The organism is Paeniglutamicibacter sp. ZC-3, assembly GCF_025847175.2.
GTDB classification, from domain to species: domain Bacteria; phylum Actinomycetota; class Actinomycetes; order Actinomycetales; family Micrococcaceae; genus Paeniglutamicibacter; species Paeniglutamicibacter sulfureus.
This window is the reverse complement of sequence record NZ_JAOYTG010000013.1, coordinates 89,330-104,749: the sequence shown is the minus strand read 5'-3', so window position 1 is coordinate 104,749 and position 15,420 is coordinate 89,330. Positions and strand designations below refer to the sequence as shown.

General features: G+C 67.1%; 13 protein-coding genes. 3 read left to right on the top strand and 10 right to left on the bottom strand.

Annotated elements, in window-relative coordinates; all coding sequences use genetic code 11:
• Window positions 1-66: 66 nt before the first annotated feature.
• From OIU93_RS13895 to OIU93_RS13875, 5 genes are all read right to left on the bottom strand, one after another.
• Window positions 67-1,470, bottom strand: coding sequence for an ATP-binding cassette domain-containing protein (locus tag OIU93_RS13895; protein WP_264270669.1), 1,404 nt, complete (start codon window positions 1,468-1,470; stop codon window positions 67-69).
• Window positions 1,467-2,225, bottom strand: a complete 759-nt coding sequence (locus OIU93_RS13890) for an energy-coupling factor transporter transmembrane protein EcfT (RefSeq protein ID WP_264270668.1) — start codon at window positions 2,223-2,225, stop codon at window positions 1,467-1,469. The genes OIU93_RS13895 and OIU93_RS13890 overlap by 4 nt, the downstream gene beginning before the upstream one ends.
• A gap of 10 nt (window positions 2,226-2,235) precedes the next feature.
• Window positions 2,236-3,042: an ECF transporter S component gene (locus tag OIU93_RS13885; RefSeq protein ID WP_264270667.1), complete on the bottom strand. Its 807-nt coding sequence runs from the start codon at window positions 3,040-3,042 to the stop codon at window positions 2,236-2,238.
• 101 nt (window positions 3,043-3,143) lie between these two features.
• Window positions 3,144-4,238 carry a nucleoside hydrolase gene (locus tag OIU93_RS13880; RefSeq protein ID WP_264270666.1) on the bottom strand — a complete coding sequence of 365 codons (1,095 nt, stop codon included), beginning with the start codon at window positions 4,236-4,238 and terminating at the stop codon, window positions 3,144-3,146.
• Window positions 4,239-4,241: 3 nt separating this feature from the next.
• Window positions 4,242-5,216, bottom strand: a complete 975-nt coding sequence (locus OIU93_RS13875) for an aldo/keto reductase (RefSeq protein WP_264270690.1) — start codon at window positions 5,214-5,216, stop codon at window positions 4,242-4,244.
• Window positions 5,217-5,408: 192 nt separating this feature from the next.
• Between OIU93_RS13875 and argG the strand changes: the two genes are divergently transcribed.
• Window positions 5,409-6,836, top strand: a complete 1,428-nt coding sequence (gene argG / locus OIU93_RS13870) for an argininosuccinate synthase (RefSeq protein WP_264270665.1) — start codon at window positions 5,409-5,411, stop codon at window positions 6,834-6,836.
• 368 nt (window positions 6,837-7,204) lie between these two features.
• On the top strand, window positions 7,205-7,861 hold the full coding sequence (locus tag OIU93_RS13865; protein WP_264270664.1) for a maleylpyruvate isomerase family mycothiol-dependent enzyme: 657 nt from the start codon (window positions 7,205-7,207) through the stop codon (window positions 7,859-7,861).
• A 76-nt stretch (window positions 7,862-7,937) separates the two neighbouring features.
• On the opposite strand, the gene OIU93_RS13860 is transcribed toward OIU93_RS13865, so the two are convergent.
• The 3 genes from OIU93_RS13860 to dxs are packed head-to-tail and all read right to left on the bottom strand — an operon-like array spanning window position 7,938 to window position 11,087.
• Window positions 7,938-8,510, bottom strand: a complete 573-nt coding sequence (locus OIU93_RS13860) for a hypothetical protein (RefSeq protein WP_264270663.1) — start codon at window positions 8,508-8,510, stop codon at window positions 7,938-7,940.
• Between the two features lie 13 nt (window positions 8,511-8,523).
• Window positions 8,524-9,123 (bottom strand): DUF402 domain-containing protein, encoded by a 600-nt coding sequence (locus OIU93_RS13855; protein WP_264270662.1) that lies wholly within the window; start codon window positions 9,121-9,123, stop codon window positions 8,524-8,526.
• Window positions 9,120-11,087, bottom strand: coding sequence for a 1-deoxy-D-xylulose-5-phosphate synthase (gene dxs, locus OIU93_RS13850; protein ID WP_264270661.1), 1,968 nt, complete (start codon window positions 11,085-11,087; stop codon window positions 9,120-9,122). Before dxs ends, OIU93_RS13855 begins: the two co-directional genes overlap by 4 nt.
• Before the next feature lie 204 nt (window positions 11,088-11,291).
• Between dxs and OIU93_RS13845 the strand changes: the two genes are divergently transcribed.
• Window positions 11,292-11,720 carry a low molecular weight phosphatase family protein gene (locus OIU93_RS13845; RefSeq protein WP_264270660.1) on the top strand — a complete coding sequence of 143 codons (429 nt, stop codon included), beginning with the start codon at window positions 11,292-11,294 and terminating at the stop codon, window positions 11,718-11,720.
• Window positions 11,721-11,828: 108 nt separating this feature from the next.
• Here OIU93_RS13845 and OIU93_RS13840 read toward each other — a convergent pair whose 3' ends face one another.
• Both OIU93_RS13840 and acnA read right to left on the bottom strand, forming a co-directional pair.
• Window positions 11,829-12,437, bottom strand: coding sequence for a hypothetical protein (locus tag OIU93_RS13840; RefSeq protein ID WP_264270659.1), 609 nt, complete (start codon window positions 12,435-12,437; stop codon window positions 11,829-11,831).
• A gap of 263 nt (window positions 12,438-12,700) precedes the next feature.
• Entirely contained in the window at window positions 12,701-15,406 is a 2,706-nt protein-coding gene (gene acnA, locus OIU93_RS13835) for an aconitate hydratase AcnA (protein ID WP_264270658.1), read from the bottom strand.
• Window positions 15,407-15,420 lie beyond the last annotated feature (14 nt).

The window sequence follows — 15,420 nt, the reverse complement described above, 5'->3', positions numbered from 1 at the left end:
TCCCACACTACCGGCCCCGGCGGTCCCAACGGAGCCGATGCGTGGTTCCGGGACCCGCTTTCCCTTCTATGCCCGGGCGGCCCGGGCAGGTTCCATTCTGTGGACGCGGTGCGCGGTGGCAGCCATGAACGCCTCGTCATGGCTGGAGAAGAGCACGGCCCCGCCGCGGTCCAGCACCTTCCAGATCGCACCGTGCAGCCGCGCCATCCCTTCCGCGTCCAGCGCCTCGGTCGGCTCATCGAGCAACAGCACGCTCGGATCGCGCACCAGTACGGTGGCCAGGGCCACGAGGCGCCGGGCGGAGGCGGGCAACTCGTAGGGGTGGGTTTCCGCCTCGGCGGCCAGCCCCAGGGTGGCCAACACCTCCGGGACCCGCGCCGCCTGGGGACCGCGTTTGGGCAGGCCGAAGGCGACCTCGCGGCGGACCGTCCGTTCGAAGAGCTGGTCGGAGGGGTTCTGCAGCAAGAGCCCGATGGACCCGCCGGGGCGCGCATGCTCAACGACCCGTCCGGCGCCGGGGCGCAGCAACCCGGCCGCTGCCTTGAGCACCGTGGTCTTGCCCGCCCCGTTCGGCCCGGCCAGCGCGACGCATTCACCGGCCCTCACCTGCAGGTCCAGTGAAGCCACCACGGGGTCGGCGGATCCCGCGTAGCCGAGCTCCGTGCCGGCGAACTCGAGCAGTAAGGCCCCGCCAGCGCGCGGATTCCGGCGAGCCGGTGGTGGTGCCGGCACGCTGCCGGCCATATCGGCGCCCTCTACCGGGCTGGTGCTGCCGGCGCGCAGCGACAGCACCCGGTCTGCACCGGCCGCCAACCCATCGAGGCTGCGGGTGAGCAGCACCAGCGCTGTCCCCTCGGAGCGCAGGTGACCCAGCAGGGCCGAGACCTGGCTCGCCGCCGAGGCATCCAGCCCGGCCAGCGGTTCGTCAAGGACCAGCACCGGCGCGGCGCCCAGGGCGAGCGCGGCCAGGGCCACGAGGCGTTCCTGCCCGCCGGAGAGCTTCCCCGAATCACGGGGCAGCAGGGAACCGATTCCCAGTTTCCGGGCCAGCGCGGCGATGCCCAGGCGCATGTCTGCGCGCGGCACCCCGGCGTTCTCCAGTCCCAGGGCCAGTTCCTCCTCCACGGTTTCGCGTACCCCGGAGAGGTAGTGCCGGGCATCCTGGGGCAGCATTCCGACGTGGCGGGCCCACCCCACCGGATCGATGCGCGGGTCGGCGCCGGCACCGTGGCGGATCTCCTGCCCGGCGAGGGTGATGCGCCCTACCATGTCGTCGCCGTCGTGGCGGGGCAACATCCCCGCAAGCACAGCACCAAGCGTTGACTTGCCGGAGCCTGAGTCCCCCACGATTGCCGTCAGCGATCCCGGCGCCAGGGACAGGCACATGCCGGCAAGCGTGTCGTGCTCGGCCCCGGAGTAACGGAAGCGTTCCAATTCCAGCTCGAGCATTGCGTTGCGGGTCGCGGTCATGCGGCGGCCATCCATTCCGGGGCCAGGACCGCCAGGGGGCCGATGATGATGCAGGCAAGCGCTGCCCGGCGCAGTCGGGCCTGGGCGGCCGAGTCAGGAACCGAACGCAGGCGGGTGTGCGGCCCCGCAGCCGGGAAGCCGCGCGCGGCCAGGTGGGCGGAGCGGTCGGCTGCGTCCTGCAGGGCGAAAAGCACCAGCGGCACCGAGCACAAGCGGATCCGGCGCCACCAGCCAACCGGCCCGGCACCGGCGGCCGCCCCTCGCAGCGCCTGCGCTTGCCCGATGGCGCGCTGGCGTTCGGCCAGGCGGGGCAGCAGGGAAAGCGTGGCGGCCACCAGGTAGCCCAGTTGCGGAGGGGCACCGGAGAGATCGACGGCGGCGACGAGGTCGTGCCTGTCGATGAGCAGCGTGCACAGCAGCCCGGCGACCACCAGCACGGCGGTGCGCAGCCCCAGCTGCCCGGCGGTGGCCAGCCCCTCGATGGTGATCCTGAGCGGGCCGGCAACGGCCAGCACATGGCTTCCGGTACGGTCGATGAGCCCGTGGATCAGCAGCTGGGAGCCCCAGGCCGGCAGCAGGATGGCGGCAGCGAGCCCTGCCAGCCTCCGCCCACGGCGCGCCCACATCGCCAGCAGCACGCAGCCCAGCAGCACCGAGGCGCTGAGCCACCAACGGCCGGCCGCCGTGGTGGTGGCCACGACTGCCGCCGCGAGGGCGAGCACCGTGAAGGGATGCAATGGTGCGGTCCGGGGCACTGGCAGCTTCCTAGCGCGAGGCGCGGCGGCCGAGTACCCGATGACGGCGCACGAAGGCGAAGCCTGCACTCAGCCGCCCGGGCAGCGCATACACCAGCAGCGCGGCGAGCAGGAAGACGATGGCCTTGTCCCCGGGATCGGAGATCAGCGCCTGCTTGGTCACGGCGCCCAGCAGCGAGTCCCCCATCGAGCGGAATGCGGCGACCAGCGCGCCGGTGCCCACCCCGGAGGTCCCGCCGAAGACGAAGGCGGCGACGGGTGCGGAGAGAACGCCCACCAGGACCCCGGCCAAGAGCCCGGCCACCGGCGCCAGATAAGGGCGGCGCAGCGCACCGAAGCGGGCGGCGGTGCCGGCCAGGAAGCCGACCAGCGCGGCCCCGGCCGCGAAGGGCAGCACCGTCGGGTTGAACAACGACCAGATGAGCGTGCCGAGCACGCCGGTGGCTGCCCCGGCGCGGCGGCCGGCCAGGAAGCCGACAAGCACCGTGCCCAGCGAGTCCAGGTAAAGCGGGATCATCACGGAGCCGACAAACTGGCCCAGCACGATGTTCAGCGCAAGTGCCACGGGGATCAGGGTGAGCGTGGAGACCGGCAGCTCGGGCAGCACGGCCGCGAGCAGCAGGAGCGCGGCTGCCAGGTAGGCCGCGAAGGTGGCCAGGGCAACCCCTTGGCCGAGGCCGTCGACGAGGCCGGCCGGCTGGGTCAGGACCAGGACGGTGTAGGTGCCGGCCAGCAGGAGCACTCCGGCGGCGGCAAGGATCCGGCCGCGCAGGGCGTGCCCTGCGGCTTTCTCGGGCAGGGTCAGGTTCGGTGACATGATGGGGGCATTCCTCGGGTGCTGGGGGCGCAGCCGGTGAAGACCGGTGGCGCAGCTGGGCGGGAGCGGGGGCCTATGTCACCTCGGCCCGGTGAATGATTCTAGCCGATTTGGCCCGGGCCCGGTTCCCCTTGGGGAGCCCCGTCCAGCCGCCGGGCGAGGGCACCGAGGCGGGAAACGAGTTCGGCAAACCCCGCCGCCGGATCGTTCCAGGACACGACGCGGGCGTTGGCGGGCTTTCCCCAGAGCGCGCGGAAGTCAGCAACGGTGGTTCCCGTCAACAACGGGGATACGGTTTCGACATCCACGGTGGCGCCGGCGCTGCGGTACTCGAGCGTGCCGGCGGCGATCCCGGCGGCAAAGTAGTCGTGTACGTGGGCGATGTAGCCCTGGTCGTAGTGGCGGTGGAATTCGAAGTAGAAACGCAGCGCGTCGGAAAGATAGCGCACCAACGGGTTCGAGGCGGTGCTGCGCGTGCCTTCCGGGTCCCCGGCAAGCACCTGCTCGGGTTCGGCGCAGCCCGCCGCGGCGGCCAGGTCGGTGAGCAAGCCGGGCTGCATCTCGAAGCGCTCGGTGGAATCCAGCGAGCATACGATCGGCAACTTCTGGACGTCGAGACCCGCCTGGGCGGCCGCGGTGTAGGCGGCGTAGACCTCGGCGGCGGCGTGCGGGTCCACGTGGGTGTTCCACTCCGCGGTCGGGGTGGTGTTTCCCTGGTGGTAGAAGGCCCCGCCCATGATCACCACCCGGCCCAACAACCAGGGAAGCCGTGGTTCCCGGCGCAGCGCGAGCGCGAAGTTGGTCAGCGGCGCGCTCAGCAGGGCAGTGAGTTCCCCGGGGTTGGCGCGGGCTGCCTCGATCCAGTATTCGACAGCGTCTATTCCATGGCCGGCGGCGGGTCCGGGATCCGGCAGCGTCGCATAGCCGACCCCTTGCGGGCCATGGGTTTCCGGGGTGGTGGTCAGCGGCACCTGCAGGGGGGCCCGCGCGCCGATGAGCACCGGTACCTGCGGCTGCCCGCACAACGCCAACAGCGCCCGGTTGTTGGCAGCGACCTGGTCGGCGTCGACGTTCCCGGGCGTCGCGGTGACCGCCACGATTTCAACGTGGCCGCAGGCGGCGAGGTAGGCCAGCGCGAGGGCGTCGTCGATTCCGGTGTCGTTGTCCAGCAGGATCCGGATGCGGGGCGTGTCCATTGGCTAGAAGAGCGCGATCTTGGGCACGGCCGGGAAGATCGCGTCCAGCTCGGCAAGGTCCTCGGCGCCTGGCTTCCAACCGGCGGAAGCGGCGTTCTGCTTCACCTGTTCGGGGCGGGTGGCCCCGGCGATGACGCTGGCCACGGCGGGACGGGATGCCAGCCAGGAGAAGGCGACCTGAAGCTCGGTCAGCCCGCGGGCGGCGGCGAACGCACCGAAGTCGCGCAGCTGGCCGAAGTCGGCGGTGTCCATCAGGTGCCGTCGGGCGTGGGTCAGCCTGGAGCCTTCCGGGGCGGAGCCGCCGGAGTACTTGCCGGTCAACAGCCCGTTGGCCAGCGGGAAGTAGGGCAGCAGGCCCAGCGAGTACGCCTCCGCAGCCGGTGCCACCTCGAGCTCGGCACGCCGATCGAGCAGGTTGTAGTGGTTCTGCGTGGAGACGAAGCGTGCCCCGCCGGCGGCGCGTGCGGTGAACTCGGCCTCGGCGATCTGCCACCCGGCGCGGTTCGAGTGCCCGATGTAGCGCACTTTGCCGGCTGTCACCAGGTCATCGAGCGCGGCAAGGGTCTCCCCAATGGGCGTGAGCTGATCCGGGGTGTGGAATTGGTAGAGGTCGATGTAGTCCGTGCCGAGCCGCCGCAGCGATGCCTCGACTGCCCGCACGATGTAGCGCCGCGAGCCGCGGGCACCGAAGTCGTTGCCGTTGGCGCCGCCCATGTCCATGCCGAACTTGGTGCCAATGACCACCTCGTCGCGCCGCTGCCCCAGTGCCTTGCCGAGCATGGTCTCGGACAGCCCGGGCTCCCTGCCGTAGGTGTCCGCGACGTCAAAGAATGTGATTCCCGACTCAAGGGCGGCGTTGATGACGGCGTCGGTGCCGGCCTGTTCCTCGGTCGCGGTGCCTGTCCTGCCCAGGTTGTTGCACCCTAGCCCGACGGCCGAAACCACCAGTCCGGATGCTCCCAATCGACGGTATTCCATGGTGCCCATGCGCATTAGTCCTTTCACCGGTCATCCCTTGGCCAATGCCCCGCGCGTGCGCGGAAGGCATGGAGGCGGGTTGCTGTGCCCGCCTAAGCATTCAAGCATGCACCATGCCGGGCGGCACAGTGTGTCGGGGCCGAGGCGGCGTGGGTTCACGGTAAACGCCCATGAACCCTTAAGATGGGGGTTATGTCTAAAGTCCTCACCTCCCTGCCCGTTGGCGAACGCGTAGGTATCGCGTTCTCCGGTGGCCTTGATACTTCCGTCGCCGTTGCCTGGATGCGTGAAAAGGGTGCCATCCCTTACACGTACACCGGAGACCTCGGCCAATACGATGAGCCGAACATCGACGCCGTTCCGGGCCGCGCCCTGGAATACGGTGCAGAGGCCGCCCGCCTGGTCGACTGCAAGCCCGCCCTGGTCGAAGAGGGCCTCGTCGCCCTGGCCTGCGGCGCCTTCCACATCCGCTCCGGCGGCAAGGCCTACTTCAACACCACCCCGCTGGGCCGTGCCGTCACCGGCACCCTGCTGGTGCGCGCCATGCGCGAAGACGGCGTGGACGTGTGGGGCGACGGCTCCACCTACAAGGGCAACGACATCGAGCGGTTCTACCGCTACGGCCTGCTCTCCAACCCGAAGCTGCGCATCTACAAGCCGTGGCTTGACCCGGCCTTCGTGCAGGAGCTCGGCGGCCGCTCGGAAATGAGCGAATGGCTTGTCGAGCGCGACTTCCCGTACCGCGACTCCGCCGAAAAGGCCTACTCCACCGACGCCAACATCTGGGGCGCCACCCACGAGGCCAAGACCCTTGAACTGTTGAACACCTCGCTGGAATCGGTCCAGCCGATCATGGGCGTGCGCTACTGGGACGAGTCGGTCGAGGTCAAGACCGAAGACGTCTCCGTGACCTTCGAGGCCGGCCGTCCGGTCGCCATCAACGGCGTTCGTTTCGAGAATGCCGTTGCGCTGGTCGACGAGGCCAACAAGATCGGTGGCCGTCACGGCCTGGGCATGAGCGACCAGATCGAAAACCGCATCATCGAGGCGAAGTCCCGCGGCATCTACGAGGCCCCGGCCATGGCGTTGCTGCACATCACCTACGAGCGCCTGCTCAATGCGATCCACAACGAAGACACCGTGGCCAACTACCACGCAGAGGGCCGCCGCCTGGGCCGCCTGATGTACGAAGGCCGTTGGCTGGACCCGCAGGCCTTGATGCTGCGCGAGTCCCTGCAGCGCTGGGTCGGCTCCGCCGTCACCGGCACCGTCACCGTGCGCCTGCGCCGCGGCGACGACTACACGGTGCTGGACACCACGGGACCGAACCTCAGCTACCACCCGGACAAGCTGTCCATGGAGCGCGTTGGCGACTCCGCGTTCGGCCCGCTGGACCGCATCGGCCAGCTGACCATGCGCAACCTGGACATCGCCGATTCCCGCTCGCGCCTGGAGCAGTACGCCAACCAGGGCCTGCTCGGCGAAAAGACCGTGAAGCTGGTCGGCAAGCTTGAAGCCGGCGGCGCATCGGCAATCGTTGACGCCGAGGCGGTCGACGCCGACGAATTGGCTTCCGATCGCGCCCTCGAGCGTGCCGCGTTTGATTCGGGCACCGACTAGCAGCGCATCACCGGTGTGCCCTTAAGGCCGCCACATTTGGGGCGGGGCGCCCCTTGCCGGGAAACCGGCGAGGGCGCCCCGCCCTTTTTCATGATCTGGAATCGATGGCATCGAGGTCGCGCACCGCAAAGCGGTGGTGCTCCCATTCCTCCTGCAGGATCGTGTGGAGGCAACTCAGGATCGTCTCCGGGTGTTGGGGATTCCAGGACTCCCCCGTCTTCGAGCAGGTCAGCGTCGTTGAATGTCGCTCCGTACAGGCCGCCGGATGCGTTGACGACTGCCATGGTGCCCGGGTTCGCAGCACCGGTCCGTGCCGGCTTGCTAGACTTCTCGACCACGCCACGTTGCCTACATTATTCGGAGAAACCTTGTCGAAAAACATCCCACGCGCCCGGCTCTGGTCGTGGGCGCACGCCGAGCGCACCGCCCTGGCCCGCGACCTCGACGGGCTCGAGGACAACCAGTGGGCTACGACCTCGTTGTGCGGGCGGTGGAGCGTGGAAGAGGTCGTGGCACACCTGAGTGCCGCGGCAAGTGTGGGCCCGGCTCGCTGGATGGCCAGCGTACTGGGCGCCAGGCTCAATTTCGACCTGCACAATGACAGGCGCCTGTCAGAGTACCGCGGGGCAACACCTGCCGAAACACTGGCACGCTTTCGCGCGATCCTCACCAGCACCACCTCGACATTCGGTCCGGTCGAGGCGTGGTTGGGCGAAGTCCTCATCCACGGCCAGGACATCCGCGAACCCTTGGGGATCGAACACGAGGTCGATCCGGAGGCCGCCACCGCTCTCGCGGTTTTCCTGGCCCAACGGGATTTCACGGTTTCGAGCAAGACGAACATTGCCGGTTTGCGGCTCGAGGCTACCGACGGTCCTTTTGCCACGGGAGCGGGCCCACTGGCCAGAGGCACAACGATGGCGCTGGTGATGGCAATGGCCGGACGCGGAACCTATTGCGGGCAGCTGGACGGTGCGGGTGCCGAAGCGCTGCTGGCCCGATGCACGGCGGCTACGGACAGCTGATCCTGCCGTTGGACCTGACCTGGACAGCACAATGCCCGGCAACGATTCATCGTTGCCGGGCATTGTGCCCAAGGTGCTAGTCCAAGGTGAACGGTGTCTTGGCCGGAAGCGGGAATGCCTGCCTGGCCTTCTCCGGCGCCTCGAACGGTGCGGTGGCGATGGAAAGCTTGGTGAAGTCCAGCTTGGCCTCGCGCAGGCAGGTCTTGATGGCCGCCACGGCCTTCTTGGGCTCCGGGGACAGGACGCGGATGTTCAGCTTGCGCGGGGCGTAGTCCGAGGACTCCACGGTGCCCAGGCCGCGCCAGGCCAGGTGCCCGACCAGGGCTTCCTTGGCGGTGGATTCCAGGTACTTGTCGCGGTCGGTACCCACGGCGGTCTTCAGCGCGTACTGCACGATGACCCAACCCTGGTCTTCCTCGGCCAGCGGCACGAAGCCGTCTTCCTGGCAGGCCTCGGAGAACGCGTCCAACAGTCCCTCGGCCGTCGCGGGTGTGACGTCCTTGGCGGTCTCGGTCTTGGACTGGTGGCCCACGGTACCGTGGTTCACCACGAACTGGCCGAGTTCTTCGCCCTCGTAGGTGGAGAACCAGGCCTCTCGGAAGTACAGGGTTCCGTCTTCGTCGCGGCGGTAGGTGCGGACTATTGACATGCGGTGGTGCTCCTTAGCGGGATGATGAGTCTGAAAATGCCGTACGGCCGCGTGCGAGCCATCCGGTCGCGGTGCCGTCAAAGGGGGCGTGTGCCCCGCCGAGCGAGCCGAGCAGGCGGCTGGCCTCGTCGCTGATGCACGACACCAGCTCCGGCGGGTAGCCCATGGATGCGCTGTGCTCGGCGAATTCGTCCTCGTCGTCGAGGAAGATGCCGCGTGAGCGCGAGTCTATGACGTCGAGGTCCATGTCCACGGAGTTGGCTTCCCAGCCGCCGCGAGCCAGTTTGCGCCAACCGATCTGGGTCGACAGGTCAAGGTACACACGGAAGTCCTCGGCGGGGTCGTCGTAGAACGTGCCCAGCCATTGCCCGGCACGGGGCACCAGGCAGACCGCATCGGTGTCGGCCCAGTGTCCGTGGCCGGGACGCGATACCAGCGAGCCGGCGGGCTGGTAGATCCAGTGGCCGTGGTCGTCGGCGCCGAGGTAGCGCCCGGGCACCACCCAGTGCGGGTGCCCGTCGTATTTCCAGGCCCTGGCCACCACCAGGTCCCCGGGGCCGGCACCGGCAGGGTCCCGCGGCAGGCCCGCGGGCACCGGTGCTGCTGCGTTCACAGCTGGGGAATCTGTCCGGTGGGCATCTCTGCTCCGGGCAGCGGTCGGGCGAAGGGGACCTTGGTGCCCAGCACCTGGGCCAAGGTGTCGTTGGCGATTCGGTCGGCGGTAAGTCCCACTCGTTCCAAGACCTCGTCGCGGGTGGCGTGGGCCAAGAACTCGGTGGGCAGGCCCACCTCGTTCAGTGCCGTGTCGACGCCCGCCGCGCGCATTTCCTGACGGATACGCGAACCCACGCCGCCGGCGCGGACGCCGTCCTCGACGCACACCACGATGCGGTGGCGGGCAGCCAGGCCGATGATGGAGCGCGGCACCGGAAGCACCCAGCGCGGATCGACCACGGTGACCGTGATGCCCTGGGCGTTGAGCCGGGCGGCGACATCCAGGCAGAGTTCGCTCATGGCCCCGACCGAAACGATGAGCACGTCGCGTTCCTCGCCGCTTCCGAGCTTGGCGAGCACGTCCACGCCGTCGTGCAGGCGCTGGATGGCGACAATTTCCGGGCCCACGCTGCCCTTGGAGAATCGGACCACCGAGGGCGCGTCCTTGATGGCCACGGCCTCGCGCAGTTCCTCGCGCAGCCGCACCGCATCGCGCGGGGCTGCCAGGTGGAGGTTGGGAATGATCTGCATCAGGGCCATGTCCCACATGCCGTGGTGGCTGGGCCCGTCGGGCCCGGTGACCCCGGCGCGGTCCAGCACCACGGTGACGCCGGCCTTGTGCAGGGCCACGTCCATGAGCAGCTGGTCGAACGCCCGGTTCAGGAACGTCGCATAGACGCACACCACCGGGTGCAGCCCGCCGAAGGCCAGGCCCGCGGCGGAGGTCATCGCGTGCTGTTCGGCGATGCCCACGTCCAGCACCCGTTCGGGGTGGCGTTCGGACATGGTCTTCAGGCCCACCGGCTGCAGCATCGCGCCGGTGATGGCAACGATGTCGCTTCGTTCGTCGGCAATGTCGGCGATTTCCTCGCCGAAGACCGAAGTCCAGGAACGGGCAGAGGCCTTGGATACGGGTTCGCCGGTCTGCGGGTCGATGACGCCCACCGCGTGGAACTGGTCGGCCTCGTCGGCGCGGGCAGGGGCGTAGCCACGGCCCTTTTCGGTCAGTGCGTGCACGATGACCGGTCCGCCGAAGTTCCGGGCCTGCTGCAGCGCCTGGTCGACGGCCGTCTGGTTGTGCCCGTCGATGGGGCCGATGTACTTCATGCCCAGGTCCTCGAATAGGCCCTGGGGTGCCCACCAGTCCTTGATGCCCTTCTTGGTGGCATGCAGGGACTTGTAGGTGAACTGGCCCACGGGGCCTGAATCCTTCAGGCGGCTTTTGAGCCTGTCCATGGTGTTTTCGTAGGCCGGGTGCGTGCGGAACATGTCCAGGCGCTGGCGCAGGCCGGCCAACTGGTCGGCGAGTCCGCCAATGGTCGGGGCGTAGGAGCGGCCGTTGTCGTTGACCACGATGATTACGCGGCGATCCTTGTCGGCGGCGATGTTGTTGACCGCTTCCCAGGCCATGCCGCCGGTCAGGGCGCCGTCACCGACCAGGGCGACAACGTAGCGGTCGGCTTCCCCGGTGAGCTTGCGGGCCCGGGAGATCCCGTCGGCCCAGGACAGCGAGGAGGAGGCGTGGGAGGACTCTACGATGTCGTGCACCGATTCGGCGCGTTCGGGATACCCGGAGAGCCCGCCCTGCTGGCGCAGCGTGGAGAAGTCCTGGCGCCCGGTCAGCAGCTTGTGGACGTAGGACTGGTGTCCGGTGTCAAAGATGATGGAGTCGGTGGGTGAATCGAAAGCCCGGTGGATGCCCAGCGTCAGCTCGACCACACCGAGGTTGGGGCCCAGGTGTCCCCCGGTGCGGGCAACGTTCTTGATCAGGAACGACCGGATTTCCTTGGCCAGCTGGTGCATTTTAGCCGCGTCCAGGCCACGAAGGTCCCGCGGTTCCTTGATGGTCGGAAGCAGTGGCACGGAGGCAGTCCTTTCGCAGTGGCAAATACCCGTTCAATCTTACCGCTCGTCCCTTGCCGCCGGGCACCATGGCGGTGCACGCCACAGTGTCCCGTCCCACCATCGGCAGGCGCTGGATCAAGGAAGCCACCCTTGCGTAGGATCAAGTTGCGGGCAAACCCTGCCCTTCGCCATCCCCCGCCAAGCCCTAGGATCCACAGCCCCATGAGCACTTCGAGCCCCCAGACCCCCTCGGTACTCTTCGTCTGCAACACCAATGGCGGGAAGTCGCAAATTGCCGCGGCGCTATTGCGCCAGGCCGCAGGAGATTCCATTGCGGTGAAATCCGCCGGACTCATTCCGGCCCACCACATCAATGAACTGGCCGCCTCCGTGGTGGAAGAAGTAGGCGCCGACATGCGCGCAGAGGTGCCGACCGCGTTGACCGAGGAAGTGCTGCGTGCCGCGGACCGGGTCGTCATCGTGGGCGAGGCACAAGTCCCCGGCCTCGAGGGCGTCGTGATGGAGCGCTGGGTTCCCGCCGAAGCGCCCGCGGAGCTGAGCACCGAGCGCGAGCGCATGGAATTCCTGCGGGATGACATCGCAGCACGGGTTGCGATGTTGAACGATGATCTCGGAACGACTTCCGGTTAATCCCCTGTAGCCCGGAGGACCACCGGCGCCGCATCGGTGTACCCGCCTGCACGCTTTGTCACAGACCAACGTCATGTCATGCATGCAGGGGCGGAGCCAGATGCCGTGTCAGTGCCCGGTGACATCCCCGCCCCGATGGCGCCCGCCGTTTTCGGTTCCGCCGGAGGGATTTGCCTGCGTCGGCTGATCGGGATCTCTGAGTGTGTCCCGTCCAGCCTCGGACGAATCGCCTTCCCGGGTACCCCTGGTTTCGGCGTTCGTATTAAGCGGTTCCCGTCCGGCCTCGGACGCCCCACCATCCCGGGTACCCCTGGTTTCGGCGTTCGGGTCAAGCGCCTTGGCCTTGTTGGCCTGCTCCTGTGCACTGGCCCGTGCTGACTGGGCTTCGGCATTCTGGCTGCGGGCTTCTTTCTGGAGGCGTTCGGCATCAACCTGGGCCTGCTTGGCGTCCGCTGCCGCCCTGGCAGACTTTGCTTCTCTCTCCCGTGCATTGAGCTGCTCGTCGGCCGCCGACTGGCGGAGGGTTTCCGCCCGCTCGTGGTCCTTTTCCTTCTTACGTCGTTGGCCAAAGAAAAGCACTAGTCCAAGGACTACCAGTACGACAACGATTATAACGATGGTCCACACTAGTTGGCCTGAATCCATGATTTTCGACCTCGTTCCAATGGCAACAATGGGTGTAGAACCAGTAAAGCCCAAAACAAGATTGGTTGCCATGGATATGCCGCAGCAGCTCGTCGCGGTGTCCCGATGCCGTGGAATTCTGTGTCGCATTCACACGCGAGCCAGCCCCAGGGATTCTGTGCAGGGAGCGGGCTCCCTGCACAGAATCCGAGTCGGACGAATTGTTCCATCGGCCGCATCCCCCTGGCGTGCGTCTCGAAAATCCAACCCCTGCTGCATTAACGCCGCAAGGGCGGGCCTACCCGGACTTCTCCGGGTCGACCCGCCCTTGCGAGCGTGTATCTTCGCTAACTGGATTAGTTGGCGGAGATCTGACGCAGGACGTACTGCAGGATGCCACCGTTGCGGTAGTAATCTGCTTCGCCCGGGGTGTCGATGCGCAGGACGGCATCGAAGGAGACGGTCTTGCCGTCTTCCGCCACGGCGGTGACCTTCAGGGTCTTTGGGATGGTGCCGTTGTTGAGTTCGGTCACTCCCTCGACGGAGAAGGTCTCGGTGCCGGTCAGGCCCAAGGTCTCGGCGTTTTCGCCGGCCGGGAACTGCAGCGGAAGCACGCCCATGCCGATGAGGTTCGAGCGGTGGATACGCTCGAACGACTCGGTGATGACGGCCTTGACGCCCAGCAACGCGGTTCCCTTGGCTGCCCAGTCGCGCGAGGAGCCCGATCCGTATTCCTTGCCGCCCAGGATGACCAGCGGGGTGCCGGCTTCCTTGTAGTTCTGAGCAGCGTCGTAGACGTAGGCCTGCGGAGCCCCTTCCTGGGTGAAGTCGCGGGTGAAGCCACCCTCGACGTTGTCCAGGATCTGGTTGCGGATGCGGATGTTCGCGAACGTGCCGCGGATCATGACCTCGTGGTTGCCACGGCGCGAGCCGTAGGAGTTGAAGTCCTTGCGGTCCACGCCGTGGGCCAGCAGGTACTGGCCAGCCGGTGAATCGGACTTGAATGAACCCGCCGGGGAGATGTGGTCGGTGGTGACCGAATCGCCCAGCTTCAGCAGCACGCGGGCGCCGGAGATGTCCTCGACCGGTGCCGGGGTTGCGGTCATGCCCTCGAAGTACGGGGGCTTGCGGACGTAGGTCGAATCCTCTGCCCACTCGAAGGTGTTGCCCGCCGGGGTGTCGAGTGCCTTCCAGCGATCGTCGCCGTCGAAGACACCGTCGTAGCCCTTGGCGAACATGCCCTCATCGATGGAGGAATCCATCGTTGCCTGAACCTCGGTCGGGGACGGCCAGATGTCCTTGAGGAACACCTCGTTGCCGTCCGTGTCGGTGCCCAGGGAATCGGTTTCGAAGTCGAAGTCCATGGTGCCAGCCAGGGCGTAAGCGATGACCAATGGCGGGGAAGCCAAGTAGTTCATCTTCACGTCCGGGTTGATGCGGCCTTCGAAGTTGCGGTTACCCGAGAGCACTGCGGTTGCGGAGAGGTCGTGAGCCTGAATGGCCTCGGAGATCTCAGCGTCCAGCGGGCCGGAGTTGCCGATGCAGGTTGCGCAGCCGTAGCCCACGACGAAGAAGCCAAGCTTCTCCAGGTACGGCATGAGGCCGGACTTTTCGTAGTACTCGGTGACGACCTTGGAGCCCGGCGCGACGGAAGTCTTGACCCATGGCTTGGACACCAGACCCTTTTCCACTGCCTTGCGTGCCAGCAGGGCTGCGGCAAGCATGACCGAGGGGTTGGAGGTGTTGGTGCAGGAGGTGATCGAAGCGATCGAGACCAGACCGTGGTCGATGGAGAAGCTGGTTCCGTCGGCCTTGGTGACCTCTACGGACGTCGAGGGGCGACCGATGTTCAGTTCGTCGGCTGCACCAGCTGCGTAGTTGTGGATGTCCTTGCGGAACTGTTCCTTCGCGCTGGAAAGCTCGATGCGGTCCTGCGGACGCTTCGGTCCGGCGATGGAGGGAACCACCGTCGAGAGATCGAGTTCGAGGAACTCGGAGAAACGGATCTCGCGGCTCGGGTCGTGCCACAGGCCCTGCTCCTTGGCGTAGGCCTCGACGAGGTCAACGTTCTCCTCGGAGCGGCCGGTCAGGCGCAGGTAATCCAGGGTGACATCGTCGATCGGGAACATGGCCGCGGTGGAACCGAACTCCGGGGACATGTTGCCGATGGTCGCGCGGTTTGCCAGCGGCACCTCGGCGACGCCCTGGCCGTAGAACTCGACGAACTTGCCGACAACACCGTGCTTGCGCAGCATCTCGGTGATGGTCAGCACAACGTCGGTTGCCGTGGCACCGGCGGGGATCGATCCGTTGAGCTTGAAGCCCACGACGCGCGGGATCAGCATGGAGACAGGCTGGCCGAGCATTGCTGCCTCGGCCTCAATGCCGCCAACGCCCCAGCCCAGCACACCCATGCCGTTAACCATGGTGGTGTGGGAGTCGGTGCCGACGCAGGTGTCGGGGTATGCACGAAGCACGCCGTTGACTTCGCGGGTCATCACGGTCCGAGCCAGGAACTCGATGTTGACCTGGTGCACGATGCCGGTTCCCGGGGGAACCACCTTGAAGTCATCAAATGCGGTCTGGCCCCAACGCAGGAACTGGTAACGCTCCCCGTTGCGCTGGTATTCGATTTCCATGTTGCGCTCGAGGGCACCGGCGTTGCCGGCGACGTCGATCTGCACGGAGTGGTCGATGACCATTTCGGCAGGAGCCAACGGGTTCACCCGAGTCGGGTCTCCGCCAAGTTCCTTGACGGCCTCGCGCATGGTGGCGAGGTCAACGATGCAAGGAACACCGGTGAAGTCCTGCATCAAGACGCGTGCAGGGGTGAATTGGATTTCGGTGTTCGGTTCTGCGTTTGCATCCCACTGGCCTACGGCCTTGACGTGTTCTGCGGTGATGTTCGCGCCATCTTCGGTGCGAAGCAGGTTCTCCAACAGAACCTTGAGGCTGTACGGAAGGCTTTGCGCACCTTCGACTGCGTTCAGCCGGTAAATTTCATATTCGTTGCCCTTGACGTCCAATACGCCCTTGGCACCAAAACTGTCCACATTGCTCACGGGGACTCCTCTCG